This window comes from Marinobacter sp. ATCH36 (assembly GCF_023555055.1).
Classification (GTDB): Bacteria; Pseudomonadota; Gammaproteobacteria; order Pseudomonadales; family Oleiphilaceae; genus Marinobacter.
In genome coordinates this window covers 339,962-359,745 of the sequence record NZ_JAMJPL010000003.1, presented here as the reverse complement: position 1 = coordinate 359,745, position 19,784 = coordinate 339,962, and the positions used below count along the sequence as shown (strand labels likewise).

Genomic DNA, 19,784 nt, shown 5'->3' with positions numbered 1-19,784 from the left:
AGAGCACCTGCGCCAGCTCGCGATCAAGCCAGGTTGTAGATAAACACGATAGCTACGGCAATCGGGGTGAAGTAGCGCAGCACCCGATACCACGCGATAAAGGCAGCAGGCGACATGGACAGTTCCTCTTCCAGTGCCTTACGGGACAGGAACCAGCCCACGAATACCGCCACCAGAAGCCCACCCAGTGGCAGCAGGATATTGGCGGTCAGGAAGTCCAGCAGATCGAAGATGGTTTTGCCTTCGAACATTGTGAACATGCCCAATGGCGCCACGTCTGACCACAGGTTCAGGGACAGTATGGAAGCAATGCCCAGTAACCAGCAGGCGATGCCTGCACCGAGCGTGCTCACGGTCCGGTTCATGCCTTTCTGCTCCTCAAGCCATTCCACCATTGGCTCCAGTAACGAAATACCGGACGTCCAGGCGGCGAAAATCAGCAACACGAAGAACAGCGTGCCGAACAGGCTCCCCATCGGCATCTGACCAAACGCCAGCGGCAGGGTCTGGAAAATCAGCCCGGGGCCTGCACCCGGTTCAAGACCATTGGCAAAGACAATCGGGAAGATCGCCAGTCCGGCCAGCAGAGCCACCAGCGTATCCATCACGGAAACGGTAACCGAGGTTTTTGCGATGGAAATATTCTTCGGCAGATAGGAACCGTAAGCCATCATGATGCCCATGCCCAGGCTGAGTGTGAAGAAAGCATGCCCCAGGGCCACCAGTACGCCAGAGGTGGTGAGTTTGGAGAAGTCCGGCTGGAACAGGAAGCTTACCGCCTGGCCGAAATGGCCGGTGGTCATGGCGTAAGCCACAACAATGAGCAGCAATACGAACAGGGCGGGCATCAATATGCTCACAGCACGCTCAAGCCCTGAGCGAACACCACGGGCGACGACAATCATTACCAGTGCCATGAACAGGGTGTGCCAGATAAGTAGTTTGATGGGATCACCCAAGAGTCCGGTGAAAATGGCGCCAATGGACTCGGCGGTCTGGCCAGCAAGCTGCCCGGTAGCGGCCGTGCCCACATAGGACATGGCCCAGCCACCAATCACTGAATAGAACGACAGAATCAGAAACCCGGCCAACACACCGATCGCGGCTAACCAGCGCCATGCGGACTTCAGCCCTTCCTGCTTGGTGATCGCCCTCATACTGTTGACGGGGCTGTGGCCGCCACGGCGACCAATCAGAACCTCGGCCATCATGATGGGCAGGCCTACGGCTGCTATGCAAAGCAGGTACACCAGAACGAATGCACCGCCACCGTTTTCGCCGGTGATGTAAGGGAACTTCCAGATGTTGCCGAGGCCTACCGCAGAGCCGGTTGCCGCCAGTATGAACGCTAGCCGCGAGGACCAGAGCCCGCGTGCGGCTGCCGCTTTGTCCATGGCACCGCCTGTGGCGGAAGAAGAAGCATTACTCATTGAATTCTCCTGTTACTGTTTTTGTTTTCGGGGGAGTGGGTGAGGGCTGTGTGACCAGCCCTCAACGGGAAAAGTGCTTGAATCGTTCTTCCGCCAGTTGGTCGGCGATCTGCCCGGTAGGCAGGCCATCGCGGTCTGAACGCTCAAAAATCTCATGCAGAGTCTGACCGATGGCGTCCACGTGTTTCCGGACTGCATCCGGGTCCGGTCCGGTGCGCTCGTAATAAACATCAATGATGCCACCGGCATTGATGACAAAATCCGGTGCGTAGAGCACGCCGTGTTTCCAGAGCATTTCGTCATGAAGCGGGCCGGCAAGCTGATTATTGGCGGCGCCGGCGACGATGGGAGCCTGGAGCTTTGCAATGGACAGGTCATTCAGTACCGCTCCCATGGCGCAGGGCGCCACCACGTCTACCGGCAGATACAGGATTTCCTCGGCAGTGGCGGGTGTGGCGCCGAGCTCCGCTACTGCCCGGTCCATCTGGTCCTGATGGATGTCATACACCCACAATTTGGCGCCGGCTTCGGTAAGATGTTGAGCCAGTCGGTAACCCACATTGCCGATGCCCTGGACGGCTACCGTGAGACCTTCAAGGTCGCTACGGCCGAGTTTGTGTTTCACTGCAGCTTTGAGGCCTGCGAAGGTGCCCCACGCTGTGGCGGGTGACGGGTCACCGTTGCTTGGTTTGCCATCGAAGCCGGGGCGTTCCCTGATACCGGCGACATTGGCCGTCTGGCGGCCCATAACCCTGAGGTCTGCGACGCTGGTACCAGAATCCTCTGCCGCGATGTAGAGCCCGCCGAGCTGTTCCAGGAAGCGCCCCATGGATTCCAGCAAGGCTTCGGTTTTGTGCTTGCGGGGGTCTCCGATAATGACGGACTTGCCGCCGCCAAGGTCGAGATTGGCCAGGGCAGACTTGTAAGTCATGCCCCGTGACAAGCGCAGAACATCACGAAGGGCTTCTTCGTCGCTTGTGTAAGGAAACATCCGGCAGCCGCCGAGCGCCGGTCCCCGGGAGGTATTATGAACGGCGATAATGGCCCGCAGCCCGGTTTCCGGGTCGCAGCAGAAAGTCAGGTGTTCGTGGTGGTCGAATTCGGGATGTGTGAATACAGTCATTGTTCTGGTTCCTGTTAACGCGTTTGCATAGGGGTTCGCCCCGGTTCCGGATGCACTGGCTGATTGCGGGCAAATCCGAAAGCGAAGTTTTAACGGTCGACGGTGCGATCAAATACCGGGCTGGGGCAGCGGCAATCGCTTTAAGATGGAACTTCGTACAGGGTTATAGTGAGATGATCGCGATGCAGAAACGGAATGCTTCCGGTGAGGCGTTAACGGGAGTTGCAGATCACGGGCGTGGGAGCCCATCATCGGGGAGGGGTTTGGCAGTGACATACTGAAATCCTCTTCCACCAGGCCGGATCACGGCTTCTGTGGTCGTTTTGTTGTTGTGCCCCGGCGGGTTGGCCGGTTGGCTTGATTTCATTGTGTGGGGCCCTTTTGAGGCCCAACGGGAAAAAAGATTAGATAGCTTTTACATCATCGTCAATGGTCCGAGATCACACATTTCTCGACAGATTTGAAAAATTTAATGCATACAGGCAGATAGCTCCACTTTACGTAAACGTTAATTTTACAGATCCGGAACGGGTTACCGGTTTCGGCATATTCATCAGTCAGGAATCCATCTATGCCCTTTGCAAAAAGTCTGATCATTTTCGTTGTTATTCTTGTAGCAGGGTGTACCGGTGTGCCTGAGGGCATTGACCCTGTCAGTGAGCTGGATGTAAAGCGCTATGAAGGCACCTGGTATGAAATCGCCCGACTGGACCATTCATTCGAGGAGGGGCTGTCCAACGTCACAGCAGACTATGCAGTGCAGGATGACGGCAGCATTCAGGTGATTAACCGGGGTTATTCGGAAGAAGACGGCCAATGGGAGGAAGCCGAGGGTCGCGCGGTTTTCGTCAGTGACGAGCGTAATGGGCACCTGAAAGTGTCATTCTTCGGCCCCTTCTACGCGTCTTACGTGGTATTCGGACTTGATGACGATTATGAGTATGCTTACATCACCGGTTACGACCGGGATTACCTGTGGTTTCTTTCCAAAACGCCCACCGTGGACGACGAAGCTCTGGCCGCGTTCAGAGAGGAAGCAATAGCGAAGGGCTTCGACCTTGAGGAACTGATCGTGGTTGATCAGGGCCGCAATCGGTAAATCCTCAGGGGCGGCTGACTTAAAAGGGTAGATGGCCGGTTTTGACCCAGATAACGGTTTCCTGATCCACAAACGGATAATGCTGGCTCATATGAGGGCTGCGCATCCAGGTACCGGCAGGATAGCGTCCGTTTTCGTCACAAAACTCGCCGGAGAGTACCAGTATTTCTTCGCCACCAAAGTGACGGTGAGGCTGGAACTTCTCATGTGCAGGCCATTTCACCAGCGCCACGTGTTCATGTTCGAACTCATGCAATGGCATCACCTCAAGGCCGCCAATGCCAGGCAACCACTCGGCACTGTTGGTATTGATGCGGACGGTAGCGGTGTCACGTTCATCAAACTGGTGAAGCTTTACAAACAGCACACAGCCCTCCTTGCTGAAAGGGGCATGGCCACTGCCGGGCGGGTTGCGCAAGTAAGAGCCTTCGCCATAATCACCGGTTTCGTCGGAAAATACGCCTTCGAGTACCAGAATTTCTTCGCCAAGGGGATGTTCATGCCGGCTGAAGCTGGCGCCGGGCTGGTAACGGACAATGCTGGTGGCATGGCCACGCTCCGCTTCCTCGCGCGCCAGGGGTTTACGGAAAACCCCGCCAGACGGGCTGGAAATCCACTCCTGATCAGGCGTATGGATAACCACTTTCTGGCTGAAGTCCATGTTAAGCATGACGATCTCCACCATCCTTACTTGATCAGTTTCTGGACGTCCCGGAAGCATGGATGCTCGCAATGTTGCATCCATTCAAAGGCCACCATTTCCACCGTCACAATGGTTGCCCCGGCCTGCTGCAGGCGTTCCAGGGCAGCATCGCGGTCATTTTCATGACGAGACCCGGTTGCATTCTCCACTACCCAGACACCAAAACCTGCCGCCAGCAGGGAAAGGGCTGTTTGCAACATGCAGATGTGGGCCTCGCAGCCGCCAATGATGACCTGCTTGCGGTCGTCGGACATCGCATCCACCAGGCCGCCGCCACAGGCGTCAAAATGAATCTTTGTCACCGTCTGGTCAGCAAGTGCGGCGACGTCGTCATCGTTGTGGCCCAGTTTTTCGGGAATCTGTTCTGTGGCAATCACGGGCACGTTCAATAGCTTCGCAATTCGCGCGAGTCGCACACTTTCAGCCAGTACCGAATCACCATGGCTGATAGCAGGCATCAGCTTCTTCTGAAGGTCTACCAGTACCAGTGTCGATTGCTCGGCATTCATCAGCATGGCGGTCTTCTCCTCATTGCGGTCGGGGCGTGTGTTATCCCCAGTATTGCACAAACCTGTCACCGGTTTCTGCGGCTTGTTGGCTACCAGGTGTCGACCATTGGACTGCGGCCGCCACTGAGCGATTCGGGATCGACCGAGTTCAGACCCCGGATCAGCCAGTCCCGGGTTTCGGCGGGGTCAATGACTGCGTCGATTTCCAGGAAGCTGGCCATGCTGACCCCCTTGCCCCGCTCGTAGAGTTGTGCCACCAGTTTGTTGAACAGGGCGTTACGTTCGTCCTCGTTCTCATGAGCTGCGAGCTCCTTGGCAAACCCGAGACGGACTGCCCCCTCAAGACCCATGGCTCCGAATTCACTGCTGGGCCAGCCGATGGTAAACATGGGTGCATGGAAACTGCCGGCGGCCATGGCCTGAGCGCCAAGACCATAACCTTTGCGTAGTACCACCGTAAAAAACGGTACCTTCATGCTGGCAGCGGTGACGAACATCCGAGACACATGGCGCACGGTGGCCTGTTTTTCCGCCTCGGGGCCGACCATAAAACCCGGCGTGTCACACAGGGAAATCAAGGGTAGGCCGTGCGCGTCGCAAAGCTGCATGAAGCGGGCAGCCTTGTCTGCGGCAACTGCATCGATGGCGCCGCCCAGGTGCATGGGGTTATTGGCAATAAGTCCGAAGGCCTTGCCACGGATTCGTACCAGGGCGGTAATCATTCCGGGTGCGAAATGCTTGCGAAGTTCAATCACGGAGCCCTGGTCTGCCAGGGTTTCGATGACCTTGCGGATGTCGTATACGCGGAGACGGTTTTCCGGGATCAGATGCCGTAATTCTCGCTGGTCTGCGGCGTCACTCGCCGGTAGGTCACCCTGAAAACATGCCAGGTACTGTTTGGCGATCCGGGTGGCATCTGCCTCGTCCCTGGCGACGATATCCACCACGCCATTGCGGCTCTGTACAGACACCGGCCCGACTTCTTCTGGCATGAAACGGCCAAGCCCGCCGCCTTCAATCATCGCCGGCCCCGCCATGCCAATGGTGGCATTGTCAGTGGCAATGATAACGTCACAACAGCCCAGCAGGGCGGCGTTACCAGCAAAACAACGTCCGGACGCAATGCCTACCAGGGGCACGTTCCCGCTGAGCCGCGCCATACGCATGAAGGTGGTGCAATCGAGCCCGGCCACACCAACCCAGTCCACATCGCCGGGGCGGCCACCACCCCCTTCGGTGAAAAACACCAGAGGCAGGCGCTGTTTTTCTGCCAGTTCCAGCATGCGGTCGGTTTTCTTATGGTTCATCACTCCCTGCGTGCCAGCGAATACGGTGTAGTCGTAGCTCATGGCCATGCAGCGGGCAGTTTCCGGGCCGAAATGGTCGCCGTTCACCATGCCGATACCTGCAATCAGGCCGTCGGCCGGGCTGAGAGCCTGAAGCTCCTCCGGGCTGCGCCGTGTACGTTGTGCAGCAAGGGCCAGTGCGCCGTATTCCATGAAGCTGTCATCATCAAGCAGATCAGCCAGGTTTTCCCGGGCAGTTCTCTGGCCGGTCTTGCGACGTTTTGCCGTCGCCTCGGGCCGGTTTTCGTCGGCAAGCTGCTCGTGGAGGGATAGCACCTGCTGCAGGTCCGCGCGGATGCGTTCCATGTCAACGGTTTCTTCCGTATCGACTTCAGCGGCTTTAACATCCGCGGGTTCAATGAAAATCAATGGATGCTGTTCAAAGACGGTATCGCCAGGTCCGACGGCTATGGAGATGACCTGACCACTTTGCCCGGCCTTTATCACCAACTCCATTTTCATGGCTTCGATGACAGCAACTGGCTGGCCTTCAACCACCATCTGCCCGGGGTGAACATCAATACTGATCACAACACCCTGGGCCGGTGATGTAATGGATTCGGCCCCCTCGGGACTGCTCGGCGGGGTCTGGCCAGGATCCTCCATTGGCGTTGCTTCGCTGAAATACAGGTTTGGATGCAGGGACGTCTCGTCGGGGACGAGTTCCGCCATGTGCGTATCAACAAACCGGGTTGAAAGATCGTATGCCTGCACCTGCTTGTGTCTGAGCAGGTTCTGAAGAAATGCAATATTACTGGGAACGCCTTCCAGCCGAAATTCGCACAGGGCACGATAGGCACGGCGGAGCAGGGTGGGGAAATCACCTTCGGAATGGACTACCAGCTTGGCCAGCAGGGAATCATAGGCCGGGCTGGTGGTGTAACCGCTGTACCCGTAGCCGTCCAGCCGTACGCCGGGACCCGAGGGTGGCTCGTAGATGGCTATCCTGCCTCCGGCGGGTTTGGTGCTGCAATCTTTTGCCATGGTTTCGAGGTTGATGCGAAGCTGAATGGCCTGGCCCCTGGGCTCCGGAGCGCTGGTAAGGCCAATATCAGCGAGTGACATACCCGCCGCCACCCGAATCTGTAGCTGAACCAGATCCAGCCCGGTGATTGCCTCGGTGATCGTATGTTCAACCTGTAGGCGGGGATTGGCTTCGAGAAATACATACTGGCCAGCTTTGGCGTCCACCAGGAACTCAATGGTACACAATCCGCGATATCCTACGGCACGTGAAAGCATCTCGGCATCCGCCAGAAGCCGGGCCCTCAGCGTCGGATCCAGGCCTGGCGCAGGTGCTAACTCAATCAACTTCTGGTTGCGTCTCTGGAGGGTGCAGTCCCGCTCCCACAGATGCGTCACACCAGTGCCGTCGCCAATGATCTGGACTTCAATGTGACGGGCGTTGGGGATCAACTGCTCAACGTAGAGGTCTCCGTTGCCGAAAGCCGCAGATGCCTCCGATTGGCACCGGTTGAAAGCAGACTCAAGCTCGTCGAGGGAATGAACGGGCCTCATGCCCCGGCCTCCGCCACCGGCGATGGCCTTGAGCATAACGGAGCCATGTTCCCCCAACGATTTCATGAAAGACCTGGCTGAGGTCAGGCTGGTTGGTTCGTTGGTACCGTGAATCAACGGCACACCGTGCTTTTTAGCAAGCTGACGGGCACTGGCTTTGTCTCCGAAAACATCCAGCGCCGCCGGCGAGGGGCCGATAAAGAAGATGCCCGCAGTCTCACACTGGCGCGCAAAATCCGCACTTTCACTCAGGAACCCATAACCCGGATGAATGGCGTCACAGTGATAGTCCCTGGCAATGCCGATCAGCTGCTCCCCGTCCAGATATGCTGCGACTCCGGCTTTGTCCAGCGCCGCTGCGGCATCTGCCTTGCGCACATGAAGCGACTGGCTGTCGTCCTGGGCATAGACTGCCACGGTGGGGATGTCGAGCTCCGCGGCGGCACGGGCAACACGGATAGCAATTTCGCCTCGATTGGCAATCAGCAAGCGTTGGAAGGGCATGTAACGGGGTATCCTTATCTGGAATGTTGTTCCTGGTACTGATATTGCGCGCTAACACAGTAGCCTAGCCCGCTGGAGCCAGCGGTTGAAGTGATCTTTACTTATCCCTGAATATCAACGGCATTGATTGTGCTGAATCTGTTCAACCGGTAGCCGTAAAAGGAATTCAGGCGAGGAGTTTGAAAATTGGAGTTGCCAAACCGCGATAAAACCATTAGAGTTTGCGCCCTCAAATGAGCGACGACGTTGCTGATTTGGAACAGTTTATTGGAGAGGTGGCCGAGTGGCTGAAGGCGCACGCCTGGAAAGTGTGTAAACGTTAATAGCGTTTCGAGGGTTCGAATCCCTCCCTCTCCGCCAATAACAAACCCCAGCAGAAATGCTGGGGTTTTTTATTGGCCGATTGGGCGATTGACAGCTCGCAAACGCCTCTCCCTCTTGATTGCGTACATTTTCTCGTCAGCTTTTTTCAGCAAGGCCTCCGGATCTCTCACCCCTGGATCTGACGTAACAACCCCCACGCTTGCTCCGGCATAGTTGATTGCTGTGGTTCCGAGATTAAACGTGCCCCTGGTCAGATCCTCCAGCCGCATGCGGATGGCGGTTCGGCCGTTTTCGTGGTCGCCGGAACATGCGCCACCGAATACCACAAACTCATCACCACCGATTCGTGCAATGAAGTCTCCCTCACGCATTCCGTTTTTCAGAGACTTTGCCATCTCGATGAGGAAACGATCCCCGGCGTCGTGTCCGTATTCATCGTTGATGGACTTGAAACCATCCAGGTCAATGAACGCGAGGTGAACAACGTTTTTGGAGCGATCGGCATTGGCCATTGACCGTTTCAATTCGTTCTCCATGGCACGGCGGTTGGGGATGCCGGTGAGTGGATCGGTCAGTGCAAATTCGGTCAGGGTAATATGTTCACGCCTGAGGGTTGCCAGCAACTGGTCTCTTTCCAGTTGCCGGGCAATGAGTTTGCTGAACATGGTCAGTATACGGCGTGCATGATCCGATACCATGACTTTGCCCCGGCTCGCGCCGCAGAGGGTGCCATACAGTTCGTTGTCGCCGACACAGACCGGCTCGCTGATGTAAGTTGTCAGTCCAAGCGCCCTGGCAGCCTCGGAATCTGCCCAATCGCGACTGACGTTATCAGAATACATTTGCCCTTCGTCCAGAGCGCGTTTACACAACGTGTCTCCCCACGGAACCGTCAGGCCCTCGGGAATATTGAGTGCTTTGCTGTTGCGGGAGAAGACAATGCGTTGGACGCCATTTTCCTGGTCTACTGAGGTCAGGTAAGTGGACTCCAGGCCCGTTATGGCTTCCAGGAGCTCGAGAAGCGACCGCACCAGAGATTCAAGGTCGTCCCCTTCAGCGACAGTCAGGGCCAGTTTGTCCAGAATGCTGTTCATGTGCATCACCGATCACTACCCGGAGTAAAGCGCGATTCTGCCTGCTCGGGATTGGATGAATTTCCGAAGCCTGGTTCACAGTGTAAATCCTGTATCTTGTTTATGCATTAGGCGTGTTCAGGCAATTCCGGCGCTGCGTAAAACAAACACACCAACTGTCACCGTCACGCTGGCCATGAGTGTGGAGAGCGCTACGATATTGGCTGCAAGGCGATCATTACCACCCAATGCCTTGACCATCACAAAACTGGCGGCCGCGGTCGGGCTGGCGAAAAACAGGAACATCAGCCCCAGCTCCCTGCCCTCGAACCCGGCCAGCCAGGCCGCCAGTGTGCACAACACCGGTAGTGTGACCATCTTCATGATACTGGCGCTGACAGCCAGTTTGCGATCATTGCGCATGGCACTCAGTGACAGAGTGCCGCCGATACACAGCAGCGCCAAGGGCAGGGTGAGGGAAGCGAAGTAATCACCGCTGGTCATCAGCCAGGCCGGGAGGGCCAGGCCAGACCATGCAAAAGGAACCGCAATTACCACCGCCAGAATCAGGGGGTTACGAATGATATCCCCGAGAATGCGAGCCCAACTGGCGGTTTGCCCCGGTTGATAGGTGGTCAGCACGATTACCGAGAGGGCGTTGTAGGAAATGATGACCACGCCCAGCAAGAGTCCGCCCGCTGACAGGCCGTAACCGCCGTAGAGGCTGGCGGCCAGCGCAAGGCCAACGATGCCGCAATTACCCCGGAATGCCCCCTGAACATAGACGCCCCGATCCGCCATCGGAACAGTGCGCAGCGCCCATAGCCAACAGAGCATAAAGCTGGCGAACGTCGCAACCACGAAGAACCCCAGCAGAGCGGGATTGAGGGTAGTTTCCAGATCGGCTCGCACGATGCTGAGAAACACCAGCGTCGGCAGGGTGGCACGGAAGACCAATGCCGACGCGGTATTGATGAAGGCGGAATCAATCCAGCCCAGGCGCCTGAGGCCAAGACCGATGAACACCATGGCGAAAACCGGCAGAGTGGTCTCAAGAGTGTTTAGGAAGGTTCCGAGTAGCGTCATCCTGGCGGCGGTTACCGAACCTCGAAGCCGGTGAATTCACCGGTTGCGGCGCCTTCGGTGGCATTGACCATGTCCACTTCGGCCGCTGGCGGACCGTCGTGGCACCATTGCCTGAAGGAAGTCAACTGTGCCGGGGAACCCTCGGCCACCAGCTTGACGCGCCCGTCGGACAGGTTTTGCGCGTAGCCAGTCACGCCAATCTGCTGTGCTTTTTCCGCCGCCGATGCCCGGTAGTAGACGCCCTGAACCTTGCCACTGATCAGCATGGTCTGCCTCTGATTGCTCATGGTTTGGCTCCTCCTATAATCGGATGTCTGTTTACAGTTTACGCCACACCAGCAATCGGTTGTTGGCGGGCATCTCGAGGTCGTTTTCAAGCCGGAACTCAACCTGTCGCGCCAGAGTTAGCAGATGATCCACATCGCGGATACCCATCTGCGGCGACTGCTGGCGCAGGTGCCGGTCAAACTGACGATTGCTGTCGCTGGTATGCTTTTTACCGTAGCTGAACGGGCCGTAAAGACAAAATGGCTTGCCTGATCCCAGTCGTTTGCCGAGGCCGGCAAACATGGCTTCAACTTCCTCCCACGCCATGATGTGCGCCGTGTTTGCAGAGTAGGCGCCATCAATACTGTCTAATGGCCAGATCTCCGACGCCACATTCAGTTCCAGGGGCGGGCGTACGTTGTGAAGGGCGGCATCCTCAATCCATCCGATACAGTGGTCGGTGGCACCGGGGCGATCACTCGGCTGCCATATCAGATGGGGAAGGGCCGCCGCAAAATGAACGGCATGCTGGCCCGTACCGGTACCGATTTCCAGTATGGTTCCCGGGTTGATGAATATGTCCCGGATGCGTTCGAGAATGGGTTGCTTGTTGTTTTCGCAGGCCTGGGAGTAGGGCTTGTCACGAGCCATGGTTTACGCCTGTATCAGATTCAGTTGCACGATGACCATGTAGGCTATCGTGCCAGAGGTAATTGATAAAAGCGCGTTGCGGCGCCACAGGTGGATGCCCACCACCAGTATGGCTGGTAACAGGGCGTCCAGCCCCGGCAAGGCGTTGTTCCAGGTCGCAGACCGTTGCAGGAAGACCGTTGCCAGCAATGCCATCACCGCCGCTGGGAGATAGCGGCCCAGATGACGAACCAGGGGATGCTCGGTGTGCCTCTGGAAGAATAGAAAAGGGATCACTCGGGTTGCGAAGGTCGCTGCTGCAGCGACGGCGATAAAGCCGGCCAGATACCAGGTGTCAGCCATTATTCACGCCCTCTGTTGGCTTCAGACCACGGTTTTTGTGGTAGTGCACCAGCAGAACCACGCTTACAACCACGATGGCGCCGACCAGCTGGTGGGCTGCTGGCAGAACGAGTATGGCGATGCCGGCGGCCGCAGCTCCCGTTGCGATGGGGAAAATATCCCCCAGAGCCTTGAACTGTTCAATGGTCAACACGATGAATAAGGCCACCAGCGCAAACTCGATGCCAGTGCTGTCAAAGGCCACATTGGCACCCAGCAGTGCGCCCAAAGCGCAACCAGCAACCCAGTAACACTGGTTGAAGAGCGTGATGCGAAAATCCACTGTCTGTTCATAGTGCTTGTCACCAGTTCGCCTCCGGCTCGTGAGCAGGGAATAGGTCTCGTCTGTGAGCCCGAAAATCAGATAGATCTTGCGCCATCCTGCGCCATGAAACTGGCCCAGCAGAGACAACCCGTAAAACAGGTGGCGGGCATTGAGCACGAACATGGCCACAAACACTTCCAAAAGGCCCGCACCAGCGGCAAGCAGGCTTACCGCCAGAATCTGGCCGGCGCCAGCGTAAATAAGGATGCCCATGACTGGCGCGGCCCACCAGGGATAATCCAGTTGCGTGGCAAACAGCACGCCGAAGGCCATACCCAGAGGCAGGTAGCCGAACAGGATTGGCAGCGTCAGACGGAAAACGGATTGGTTCATAGGGCCCCGGACATATGAAAGCAGGGCATGATAGAGAATCGTGGGGGTATTGAGAAGTCGGGCCTTCTACATCCGCCTCAAACCCATTACCATTACCGGTTTGAGGCGGAGCAGACCATGACCGATAAAACAGGCCAGGAGCCGCAGCCAGACCCACGGGAAGAGAAATTCGTAGTAGACGCGCAGCTGCTCTCGGGAGATCAGCTTGACGGACTCGTTGATGAGTACTGCACTCGTTATCACGGGCTCAATGATACAGAAAACCCCATGTCAGAGCGGGAACGTGTGAAATCTGCAGTCCGGCGTGGGGATCTGGTGGTCTGGTTTGATCCGGTTGAGAATACCGCAAGCCTGGGTGTGCCGGTATAAAGCGCGTGACAGGGTCCCGGTGTTAATGGATGCACCTACCGCCGGGCACCCTTAACCGGTACAATTCGATAATTCTAATAAAGCCGCATGCGAGGTGAGTTTTGATCAGGGTATTGGTTGTAGATGACCATGAACTGGTCAGGTCCGGTATTACCCGGATGCTGGCGGATAACCCCGATATTGACGTGATTGGCGAGGCTTCCTCCGGTGAGGATGCCATCGACTTTGTGCGCAAAGACAGCCCGGACATCGTGCTGATGGATATCCGCATGCCGGGCATTGGTGGGCTGGAAGCAACCCGCCGTATTCTTCGTATTGATGATGCTGTTCGGGTGATAGCCGTAACGGCCTGTGCCGACGACCCCTATCCCACGCGGGTCATGCAGGCAGGCGCATCCGCCTATATCACCAAGGGTGCCGATATCAAGGAAATGGTGCGAGCCATTCGCATGGCCCACTCCGGGCAGCGGTACATCAGCCCTGAAATCGCCCAGAAGATGGCGCTGAAACAGCTCGGCGGCGGCGATGCACGGGACGAAGATGGCGAATTAACGCTTTTCGACCGGTTGTCCGAACGGGAAATGCAGATTGCGCTGATGGTGGTGGATTGCCAGAAAGTGCAGGATATTTCCGACAAGCTCTGCCTCAGTCCCAAAACCGTAAACAGCTACCGCTATCGCATTTTCGAGAAGCTGGAGATCTCCAGTGACGTTGAGTTGGCGCTGATGGCGGTCAGGCTCGGGTTGCTTGATGCCGACAAGGTCTGATTCTCCAGCCGATACTGCCGAGGCAGAGAGCAACAGGGAGTTCGATACCAAAAGCTTCCTCAAACAACTGACTGAACGGCCCGGTGTCTACCGTATGTACGACACCAACGGCAATGTGCTGTACGTCGGTAAAGCCCGTAACCTCAAAAAGCGGGTAACCAGTTACTTCCGTAAGTCGGGCCTGGCCCCGAAAACCGAGGCTCTGGTTTCCCGGATCAACTCTATTGAAGTGACTATCACCGGCAGCGAAACGGAAGCGCTGCTGCTTGAGCAGAATCTGATCAAATCTCTGCGGCCGCCCTATAACATTTTGCTGCGGGACGACAAATCCTATCCCTATATCTACCTGTCATCACACGATGATTACCCGTCGCTGACCTTTCGTCGTGGACGCACAAAAAAGGGTGGCGGTACCTGGTACGGTCCGTTTCCAAGCTCCGGTGCGGTCAAGGAAAGTCTTAATATTCTACAGAAGATATTTCGTATAAGATCCTGTAGTGAAAGCTATTTCAGAAATAGAACCCGCCCGTGCCTGCAGTATCAGATCAATCGGTGTACCGCCCCATGTGTGGAGTTCATTACGCCGGAGGACTACCGGGAAGATATGCGCCACGCCACCATGTTCCTGGAGGGTAAAAACCCAGCCATTCTGAAGGACCTGATGGCTGCGATGGAAACGGCCTCAAAAAACCTGGAGTTCGAGAAAGCGGCTGCCTACCGGGATCAGATCAATCACCTTCGCCACGTACAGGAACAGCAAAGCGTGGACGGCGAGGGCGGTGATGCGGATGTTGTCGCGATTGCCCAGGACGCCGGAGTGGTCTGTATTGTTGTTATTATCGTGCGCGGTGGTCGTGTGCTGGGCACCAAGGATTATTTCCCGAGATACAGCATCGAGCAGTCAGAAGGCGAACTGTTAAGCGCCTTCCTTGGACAGTATTATTTCGGCGGTAGCACCCGGCGGGAAATTCCCCCGGATATTCTGGTTCCTGTTGATGTGGACGGGCAGGAATTGTTGTCACAGGCGTTAACGGAATTGGCAGGGCGCGATACGCGTGTCCGCAAGAATGTGCGCGGCGAGCGCCGGCGCTGGCTGGAACTGGCGATGACCAACGCCCGCCAGACCTTGCTGTCTCACCTTGCCAGCAAGGAAACCGTCTATCGTCGCCTTTTGGCGTTGCGTGACTTGCTGGACCTGGCCGAGACACCGTCCCGCATGGAATGTTTTGATATCAGCCACAGCCATGGTGAAAACACGGTCGCATCCTGCGTGGTTTTCGACGAGAATGGGCCCCTGAAAAGCGACTATCGCCTGTACAATATTGAAGGCGTTACCGCCGGGGACGACTATGGCGCCATGCGCCAGGTGCTGACAAGGCGCTACAAACGCATGGTGGCAGGTGAAGGCAAACGCCCGGACCTGGTATTCATCGACGGTGGTAAGGGGCAGTTGAACATTGCCCGGGAAGTGTTTGATGCGCTTGAAATTACCGATATTCCGCTGATCGGCGTGGCCAAGGGTGTGACACGGCGTGCAGGCATGGAGCAGTTGATCGATGCGATGACTGGCGACCTCTACCGGGTGCCGGCCGATTCTCCGGCGCTGCACCTTATACAGCACATCCGGGACGAGTCACATCGCTTTGCAATTACCGGTCATCGTGCCCGGCGTGACAAGAAACGCCGGCAGTCTACCCTTGAGGGTATCGAGGGAGTCGGGCCCAAGCGACGCCGAGACCTGATTCGTTACTTTGGTGGCATTCAGGAACTTCGAAAGGCCAGTGTCGACGAAATGTCCAAGGTTCAGGGAATCAGCAGGAATCTGGCAGAAACCATCTACGCAGTATTGCATGACGAATAGGGACAGCATGAATCTACCGAATATCCTCACACTTTCCCGCATCCTGATGATTCCGGTTTTTGTGATCATCTACTACCTGCCCGCTCAATGGAGCTATCTGGTCAGCGCGGGTATTTTCGGCCTCGCAGCGGCTACTGATTGGCTGGACGGCTATCTGGCAAGGAAACTGGACCAGAGCACGCCTTTTGGCGCTTTCCTGGACCCGGTGGCGGACAAGTTGATGGTGGCTGTTGCGCTGACAGTGCTGATCGAGTCCCATGCCAGCTTTATTCTCACCATTCCGGCCACGGTGATTATCGGTCGGGAAATCGTGATTTCTGCATTGCGGGAATGGATGGCGGAAATCGGAAGCCGGGCAAGCGTAGCGGTGTCCTACATCGGAAAAATCAAAACCACGGCACAGATGGTAGCCATTATCATGCTTCTGGCGTTTCCGCCGGGCGTGGTCTGGACCTATGTCGGAACAGTGCTTCTGTACGTGGCTGCAGTGCTGACTTTCTGGTCAATGATTCTCTATCTCAAGGCTGCCTGGCCTGACCTGTTTCCTGAAAAAGATACAGGCTGACACCCCTCAGATCTGAGCCACCGCCCAGTCAATCACTTGCCTGGCCAGTTCATCGCTGGCCTGCCCGAAAGCCTCCACCACACTTTCGATAGATTCTCCGCCCGCCAGTTGGCTGGTTTCGAATCGTTTGCTTGCAACGGGTTTTCGGCTGCGCTCGTCAATCAGCTGCATGTTCAGTTCCAGATGGATAACCGGTTTCCCATGTTTATACTCGGCCTGGAACCGGGTGAGATCGCCTGTCAGTGTAAGGTCACTCTGAACTGCGCTGGTATCGGTCACCACCGTTGCCACCCGCCCGTCCACTCGGAATGCCTCGAGCAGATACGTACCAACAAGTACCGGCGCCCGGTTGCTCCAGCGGGAACCCTGATAGGCACGGATTTCGTGAGGAGTCGGTTTGACCAGAATGCGGGGGCTGTCAATGGGCGCCACCGCCAGAGGTGTGGATACACGTAAAATACTATCGATGGGTTCGGCAGTGGTCTCTGGTGCTGTTGGTTCCGGTAACTGAAAAATCTGATGGGCCGGCGGGTCCGGAAACACGGTGCAGCCGGCCAGCGCCATTGTCGTCGCGGTGGCAATCAGTAAACGTGTTAATGCGATTGTCACGGGTTAAACTCCTGGATTGGGTCGCGACCCAGCAACAGGCCGGCTGGGTCGTCTTCGAATCGGTAGATCACACTATTAAGGCTGCGCAGGGTGTTGCGCAACTCCCGCATCGCGGGAGCCAGTTCAGCGGCACCCTGCATGCCCTGGTCCAGAGCGCCCTCATTCCTGGCGGTAAGCTCTTCCAGGCGGGTGGTTGCTGCCTCCAGAGAGTTCATGGCGTTTTGTGCGGTGGAAAAGAGCTGTCGGCCTTCGTTATCAAGCATGGAATTCGCGGTTTCGCCGAAGCGGCGGAACGTTTCCAGTGTGTTTTCAGTCTGACCACTGAGTTGATCGAAACTGGCCACCAGTCTGCTGAGCTCTTCCCGCTGTTCCAGAAGGCCGGATGACAGGGTCCTGATATTATCGAGGCTGCGCGTCAGGTTGCGTGCATTCTCCGGAGAGACCATTGCATTGGCGTTTGTCAGAACCAGGTCCAGTTTGGCAAAAAGCTCTTCACTGGTTTGCATGATTGTACTAAGTGCAGAGGGTTCTGCCTCAATGGTAGGTGGAGAATTTCGATTGCCTTCCAGTGTCCGGCTATCCGGTGTTCCGCCTTTGAGTTCAATGCTCATACTTCCGGTTATGTTGGTCAGGGCGAGACCGGCCCGGGTATCTTCCTTGATCGGAACGTCACTGTAAACGCGTATAAGTGCTCTCACATTGCGGGGATCTTTTGGGTCCAGCCTCAGCGCGGACACATCGCCCACCTCTATCCCGCTGTATTTGACCGGGCTCCCCTCGGACAGCCCACTCACGCCCCGATCAAAAACCACTTCATACCAGGCATACTCACGGTCGGTGCCGGTTTTGGCCAACCACAGCGCGAAAACCAGAGCGCTGGCCAGGAATAGCAACGTAAACAGCCCGATCAGGACATGGTGTGCTTTGGGTTCCATCTCAGCAATACTCCTGATTCATCCGACTTCTCCGCCAGTTACCAATCGCGACCGGTTTGCAGCCCGGCCTCGCGGACCGTGGAAATAGTCACGGATCCAGGGGTCATCGGTGTTTTCGACGGTCTCCAGTGGACCTTCAACCAACACCCGTTTGTTCGATAATACCGCCACCCGATCGCAGGTGCTGTATAGCGTATCCAGATCATGAGTCACCAGAAACACACTGAAGCCCAAGGCATCACGCAGCGTAACGATCAGCCGGTCAAATGCCGCTGCACCGATCGGGTCAAGACCTGCCGTGGGCTCATCAAGAAACAGAATCTCTGGATCCAGTGCAATCGCTCGTGCCAGTGATGCCCGTTTTACCATGCCACCGGACAGCTGCGCAGGCACCATGGTAGATGCATTCGCAGGCAGGCCCACCAGTGCCAGCTTTACCCTTGCGAGATACTCCGCGTCCTCTCTGGAGAGCCTGGCGTGTTCGATCAGCGGCAGTGCAACGTTTTCCTGTAGAGTCAGCGACGTAAAGAGGGCGCCACCCTGGAATAGCACGCCGAAGCGCCGCTCAACCCGGGATCGCTGGTCCGCAGAGAGTGCCCGCAACTCGTGGCCGAAGACCTCAATGACTCCTGAATGGGGCTCGTGTAGTCCAACAATACTGCGTAACAGCACCGACTTACCGGTTCCCGATCCGCCCACCACACCCAGTATTTCCCGGCGATAGAGCTCAAGATCAAGATTCGTGTGGACCTCGTTAGCCCCAAACCGGTTATTAAGCTCCCGGACCCTGATAACCACATCCTGTTGCGAGGCCTGTTGATTCACCAACCCATCTCCATGAAGAAAATTGCAGCTATGGAGTCCAGCAGGATTACCATAAAGATTGACTGTACCACGGCGGAAGTGGTGTGCTCACCGACGGATTCCGCGCTGCCGCTGGCCTTAAAACCCTCAAGGCAGCCGATCACTGCGATAACAAAGGCAAATACCGGGGCCTTACCAAGCCCGACCAGGAAGTGAATTGGGCCCACATCGTTCTCCAGAATGTTAATAATCTGTGGGATGGAAATATCCAGTACCGTTAGACACACCACTGAACCGCCAATGATGCCGCTGATCATACCGACAAAGGTCAGTATGGGCAGGGAGATAACCATTGCCAGCACACGTGGAATAACCAGAAGTTCAATCGGGCTGAGACCGAAAGTTCTGAGGGCATCAATCTCCTCATTCGCTTTCATCGACCCAAGCTGTGCCGTGAAAGCGCTTGCCGTTCTGCCTGCCAGCAGGATGGCTGCCAGCAGCACACCAAACTCCCGCAGAAAGGAAAACGCCACCAGGTTGACGGTATAGATGGTTGCGCCAAACTGATCCAGAACGGTGGCACCCAGAAACGCGACTACCGCACCCACCAGAAAGGTAAGCAGGGCCACAATCGGCAGAGCGTTTAGCCCGGTCTGGTGAATGTGTGCAACCAATGACGTCATGCGCCAACGCCAGGGGGTGGGCAGAATAGCGCCCAACGTCGCGAGGATCTGCCCGGTGAAACCCATCAGCAAACGTTGCTGCGCCCAGTAATCGGCAACCTGACGTCCAACTTGCGCGAGAAAAGCGACGACAGCTGACCCGCGGCGAGGTAATTCCTCATTCGGGCTGGAAAGAGCTTCGCCCACCAGGCGCAAAAGGTCCCGCCGCTCAGTCGGAAGTCCCGACTCTTCGTCAGTCAGCTCCACCAATCTTTTAGCACCCAGAAGATCAGCCAACAGGGAGGCTCCTGCTGTGTCCAGTGCTTCAATTGCCGTGAGGTCCGGAGATTGGCCCCCGGATTTCTGTGAGGCGAGGGCGGCAAACACTTCCTTTTTAAGCCTGGCATAATTCGGCAGCGTCCAGTCGCCGTTAACGACGAGGCGATCCGCTTCATAGGCGAGCTGGCCGGGTGATGACATCCGAGGTTCCTGTGCCCGTTTTCAGTCAATCTTGTGGTGTGTCCGTGATACTAGCTGGGA

Annotated in this window: 20 protein-coding genes and 1 tRNA gene; 6 read left to right on the top strand and 15 right to left on the bottom strand. The window is 56.6% G+C overall.

Features of this window, described 5'->3' with window-relative positions; translation table 11 throughout:
• Positions 1-23 precede the first annotated feature (23 nt).
• Together M8010_RS12580 and M8010_RS12575 are read right to left on the bottom strand one after the other, a co-directional pair.
• Positions 24-1,430 carry a sodium-dependent transporter gene (locus M8010_RS12580; RefSeq protein WP_250091671.1) on the bottom strand — a complete coding sequence of 469 codons (1,407 nt, stop codon included), beginning with the start codon at positions 1,428-1,430 and terminating at the stop codon, positions 24-26.
• Between the two features lie 61 nt (positions 1,431-1,491).
• Positions 1,492-2,553, bottom strand: a complete 1,062-nt coding sequence (locus tag M8010_RS12575; protein WP_250091670.1) for a Glu/Leu/Phe/Val family dehydrogenase — start codon at positions 2,551-2,553, stop codon at positions 1,492-1,494.
• A gap of 571 nt (positions 2,554-3,124) precedes the next feature.
• Here M8010_RS12575 and M8010_RS12570 point away from each other — a divergent pair.
• Positions 3,125-3,652, top strand: a complete 528-nt coding sequence (locus tag M8010_RS12570; protein ID WP_250091668.1) for a lipocalin family protein — start codon at positions 3,125-3,127, stop codon at positions 3,650-3,652.
• A 19-nt stretch (positions 3,653-3,671) separates the two neighbouring features.
• Here M8010_RS12570 and M8010_RS12565 read toward each other — a convergent pair whose 3' ends face one another.
• From M8010_RS12565 to M8010_RS12555, 3 genes are all read right to left on the bottom strand, one after another.
• A complete protein-coding gene (locus M8010_RS12565) occupies positions 3,672-4,322 on the bottom strand; it encodes a cupin domain-containing protein (protein ID WP_250091667.1) in 651 nt (216 codons plus the stop codon).
• Between the two features lie 17 nt (positions 4,323-4,339).
• Positions 4,340-4,870: an isochorismatase family protein gene (locus M8010_RS12560; protein ID WP_250091665.1), complete on the bottom strand. Its 531-nt coding sequence runs from the start codon at positions 4,868-4,870 to the stop codon at positions 4,340-4,342.
• Between the two features lie 83 nt (positions 4,871-4,953).
• Positions 4,954-8,232 (bottom strand): carboxyl transferase domain-containing protein, encoded by a 3,279-nt coding sequence (locus M8010_RS12555; protein ID WP_250091664.1) that lies wholly within the window; start codon positions 8,230-8,232, stop codon positions 4,954-4,956.
• Between the two features lie 269 nt (positions 8,233-8,501).
• Between M8010_RS12555 and M8010_RS12550 the strand changes: the two genes are divergently transcribed.
• Positions 8,502-8,592: transfer RNA gene (locus M8010_RS12550), tRNA-Ser, on the top strand.
• A 32-nt stretch (positions 8,593-8,624) separates the two neighbouring features.
• Here the strand turns inward: M8010_RS12550 and M8010_RS12545 are convergent.
• The 6 genes from M8010_RS12545 to M8010_RS12520 all read right to left on the bottom strand — a co-directional run bounded on the left by M8010_RS12545 (position 8,625) and on the right by M8010_RS12520 (position 12,672).
• A complete protein-coding gene (locus M8010_RS12545; protein ID WP_250091662.1) occupies positions 8,625-9,650 on the bottom strand; it encodes a GGDEF domain-containing protein in 1,026 nt (341 codons plus the stop codon).
• A gap of 117 nt (positions 9,651-9,767) precedes the next feature.
• Complete coding sequence (locus M8010_RS12540) at positions 9,768-10,715, bottom strand: AEC family transporter (RefSeq protein WP_250091661.1); 948 nt, start codon at positions 10,713-10,715, stop codon at positions 9,768-9,770.
• An 11-nt stretch (positions 10,716-10,726) separates the two neighbouring features.
• Positions 10,727-11,002 carry an acylphosphatase gene (locus M8010_RS12535; RefSeq protein ID WP_250091660.1) on the bottom strand — a complete coding sequence of 92 codons (276 nt, stop codon included), beginning with the start codon at positions 11,000-11,002 and terminating at the stop codon, positions 10,727-10,729.
• A 31-nt stretch (positions 11,003-11,033) separates the two neighbouring features.
• A complete protein-coding gene (locus M8010_RS12530; protein WP_250091659.1) occupies positions 11,034-11,633 on the bottom strand; it encodes a DUF938 domain-containing protein in 600 nt (199 codons plus the stop codon).
• 3 nt (positions 11,634-11,636) lie between these two features.
• Entirely contained in the window at positions 11,637-11,975 is a 339-nt protein-coding gene (locus tag M8010_RS12525; protein ID WP_250091658.1) for a branched-chain amino acid transporter permease, read from the bottom strand.
• Positions 11,968-12,672, bottom strand: a complete 705-nt coding sequence (locus M8010_RS12520) for an AzlC family ABC transporter permease (protein WP_250091657.1) — start codon at positions 12,670-12,672, stop codon at positions 11,968-11,970. The genes M8010_RS12525 and M8010_RS12520 overlap by 8 nt, the downstream gene beginning before the upstream one ends.
• A 117-nt stretch (positions 12,673-12,789) precedes the next feature.
• Between M8010_RS12520 and M8010_RS12515 the strand changes: the two genes are divergently transcribed.
• The 4 genes from M8010_RS12515 to pgsA all read left to right on the top strand — a co-directional run bounded on the left by M8010_RS12515 (position 12,790) and on the right by pgsA (position 16,234).
• Positions 12,790-13,041: a YheU family protein gene (locus M8010_RS12515; protein WP_250091656.1), complete on the top strand. Its 252-nt coding sequence runs from the start codon at positions 12,790-12,792 to the stop codon at positions 13,039-13,041.
• Positions 13,042-13,142: 101 nt separating this feature from the next.
• Entirely contained in the window at positions 13,143-13,808 is a 666-nt protein-coding gene (uvrY, locus tag M8010_RS12510; RefSeq protein WP_250091655.1) for a UvrY/SirA/GacA family response regulator transcription factor, read from the top strand.
• A complete protein-coding gene (gene uvrC / locus M8010_RS12505) occupies positions 13,792-15,669 on the top strand; it encodes an excinuclease ABC subunit UvrC (protein ID WP_250091652.1) in 1,878 nt (625 codons plus the stop codon). Before uvrY ends, uvrC begins: the two co-directional genes overlap by 17 nt.
• A gap of 7 nt (positions 15,670-15,676) precedes the next feature.
• Entirely contained in the window at positions 15,677-16,234 is a 558-nt protein-coding gene (pgsA, locus tag M8010_RS12500; RefSeq protein ID WP_250091650.1) for a CDP-diacylglycerol--glycerol-3-phosphate 3-phosphatidyltransferase, read from the top strand.
• Positions 16,235-16,240: 6 nt separating this feature from the next.
• Here the strand turns inward: pgsA and M8010_RS12495 are convergent, their stop codons facing one another.
• From M8010_RS12495 to M8010_RS12480, 4 genes are read right to left on the bottom strand one after another with little or no spacing between them, the layout of a single operon-like run.
• Complete coding sequence (locus tag M8010_RS12495) at positions 16,241-16,843, bottom strand: ABC-type transport auxiliary lipoprotein family protein (RefSeq protein WP_250091648.1); 603 nt, start codon at positions 16,841-16,843, stop codon at positions 16,241-16,243.
• Positions 16,840-17,778 carry an MlaD family protein gene (locus M8010_RS12490; RefSeq protein WP_250091646.1) on the bottom strand — a complete coding sequence of 313 codons (939 nt, stop codon included), beginning with the start codon at positions 17,776-17,778 and terminating at the stop codon, positions 16,840-16,842. Before M8010_RS12490 ends, M8010_RS12495 begins: the two co-directional genes overlap by 4 nt.
• Before the next feature lie 18 nt (positions 17,779-17,796).
• Positions 17,797-18,603: an ABC transporter ATP-binding protein gene (locus tag M8010_RS12485; protein ID WP_250091645.1), complete on the bottom strand. Its 807-nt coding sequence runs from the start codon at positions 18,601-18,603 to the stop codon at positions 17,797-17,799.
• Positions 18,600-19,724, bottom strand: a complete 1,125-nt coding sequence (locus tag M8010_RS12480) for an ABC transporter permease (RefSeq protein ID WP_250091643.1) — start codon at positions 19,722-19,724, stop codon at positions 18,600-18,602. Before M8010_RS12480 ends, M8010_RS12485 begins: the two co-directional genes overlap by 4 nt.
• Positions 19,725-19,784 lie beyond the last annotated feature (60 nt).

Coding starts and splice junctions, on each gene's coding strand:
- M8010_RS12580 (WP_250091671.1), bottom strand. CDS start 1,430: ATGAGTAATGCTTCTTCTTCCGCCACAGGCGGTGCCATGGACAAAGCG.
- M8010_RS12575 (WP_250091670.1), bottom strand. CDS start 2,553: ATGACTGTATTCACACATCCCGAATTCGACCACCACGAACACCTGACT.
- M8010_RS12570 (WP_250091668.1), top strand. CDS start 3,125: ATGCCCTTTGCAAAAAGTCTGATCATTTTCGTTGTTATTCTTGTAGCA.
- M8010_RS12565 (WP_250091667.1), bottom strand. CDS start 4,322: ATGCTTAACATGGACTTCAGCCAGAAAGTGGTTATCCATACGCCTGAT.
- M8010_RS12560 (WP_250091665.1), bottom strand. CDS start 4,870: ATGCTGATGAATGCCGAGCAATCGACACTGGTACTGGTAGACCTTCAG.
- M8010_RS12555 (WP_250091664.1), bottom strand. CDS start 8,232: ATGCCCTTCCAACGCTTGCTGATTGCCAATCGAGGCGAAATTGCTATC.
- M8010_RS12545 (WP_250091662.1), bottom strand. CDS start 9,650: ATGAACAGCATTCTGGACAAACTGGCCCTGACTGTCGCTGAAGGGGAC.
- M8010_RS12540 (WP_250091661.1), bottom strand. CDS start 10,715: ATGACGCTACTCGGAACCTTCCTAAACACTCTTGAGACCACTCTGCCG.
- M8010_RS12535 (WP_250091660.1), bottom strand. CDS start 11,002: ATGAGCAATCAGAGGCAGACCATGCTGATCAGTGGCAAGGTTCAGGGC.
- M8010_RS12530 (WP_250091659.1), bottom strand. CDS start 11,633: ATGGCTCGTGACAAGCCCTACTCCCAGGCCTGCGAAAACAACAAGCAA.
- M8010_RS12525 (WP_250091658.1), bottom strand. CDS start 11,975: ATGGCTGACACCTGGTATCTGGCCGGCTTTATCGCCGTCGCTGCAGCA.
- M8010_RS12520 (WP_250091657.1), bottom strand. CDS start 12,672: ATGAACCAATCCGTTTTCCGTCTGACGCTGCCAATCCTGTTCGGCTAC.
- M8010_RS12515 (WP_250091656.1), top strand. CDS start 12,790: ATGACCGATAAAACAGGCCAGGAGCCGCAGCCAGACCCACGGGAAGAG.
- uvrC (WP_250091652.1), top strand. CDS start 13,792: ATGCCGACAAGGTCTGATTCTCCAGCCGATACTGCCGAGGCAGAGAGC.
- pgsA (WP_250091650.1), top strand. CDS start 15,677: ATGAATCTACCGAATATCCTCACACTTTCCCGCATCCTGATGATTCCG.
- M8010_RS12490 (WP_250091646.1), bottom strand. CDS start 17,778: ATGGAACCCAAAGCACACCATGTCCTGATCGGGCTGTTTACGTTGCTA.
- M8010_RS12480 (WP_250091643.1), bottom strand. CDS start 19,724: ATGTCATCACCCGGCCAGCTCGCCTATGAAGCGGATCGCCTCGTCGTT.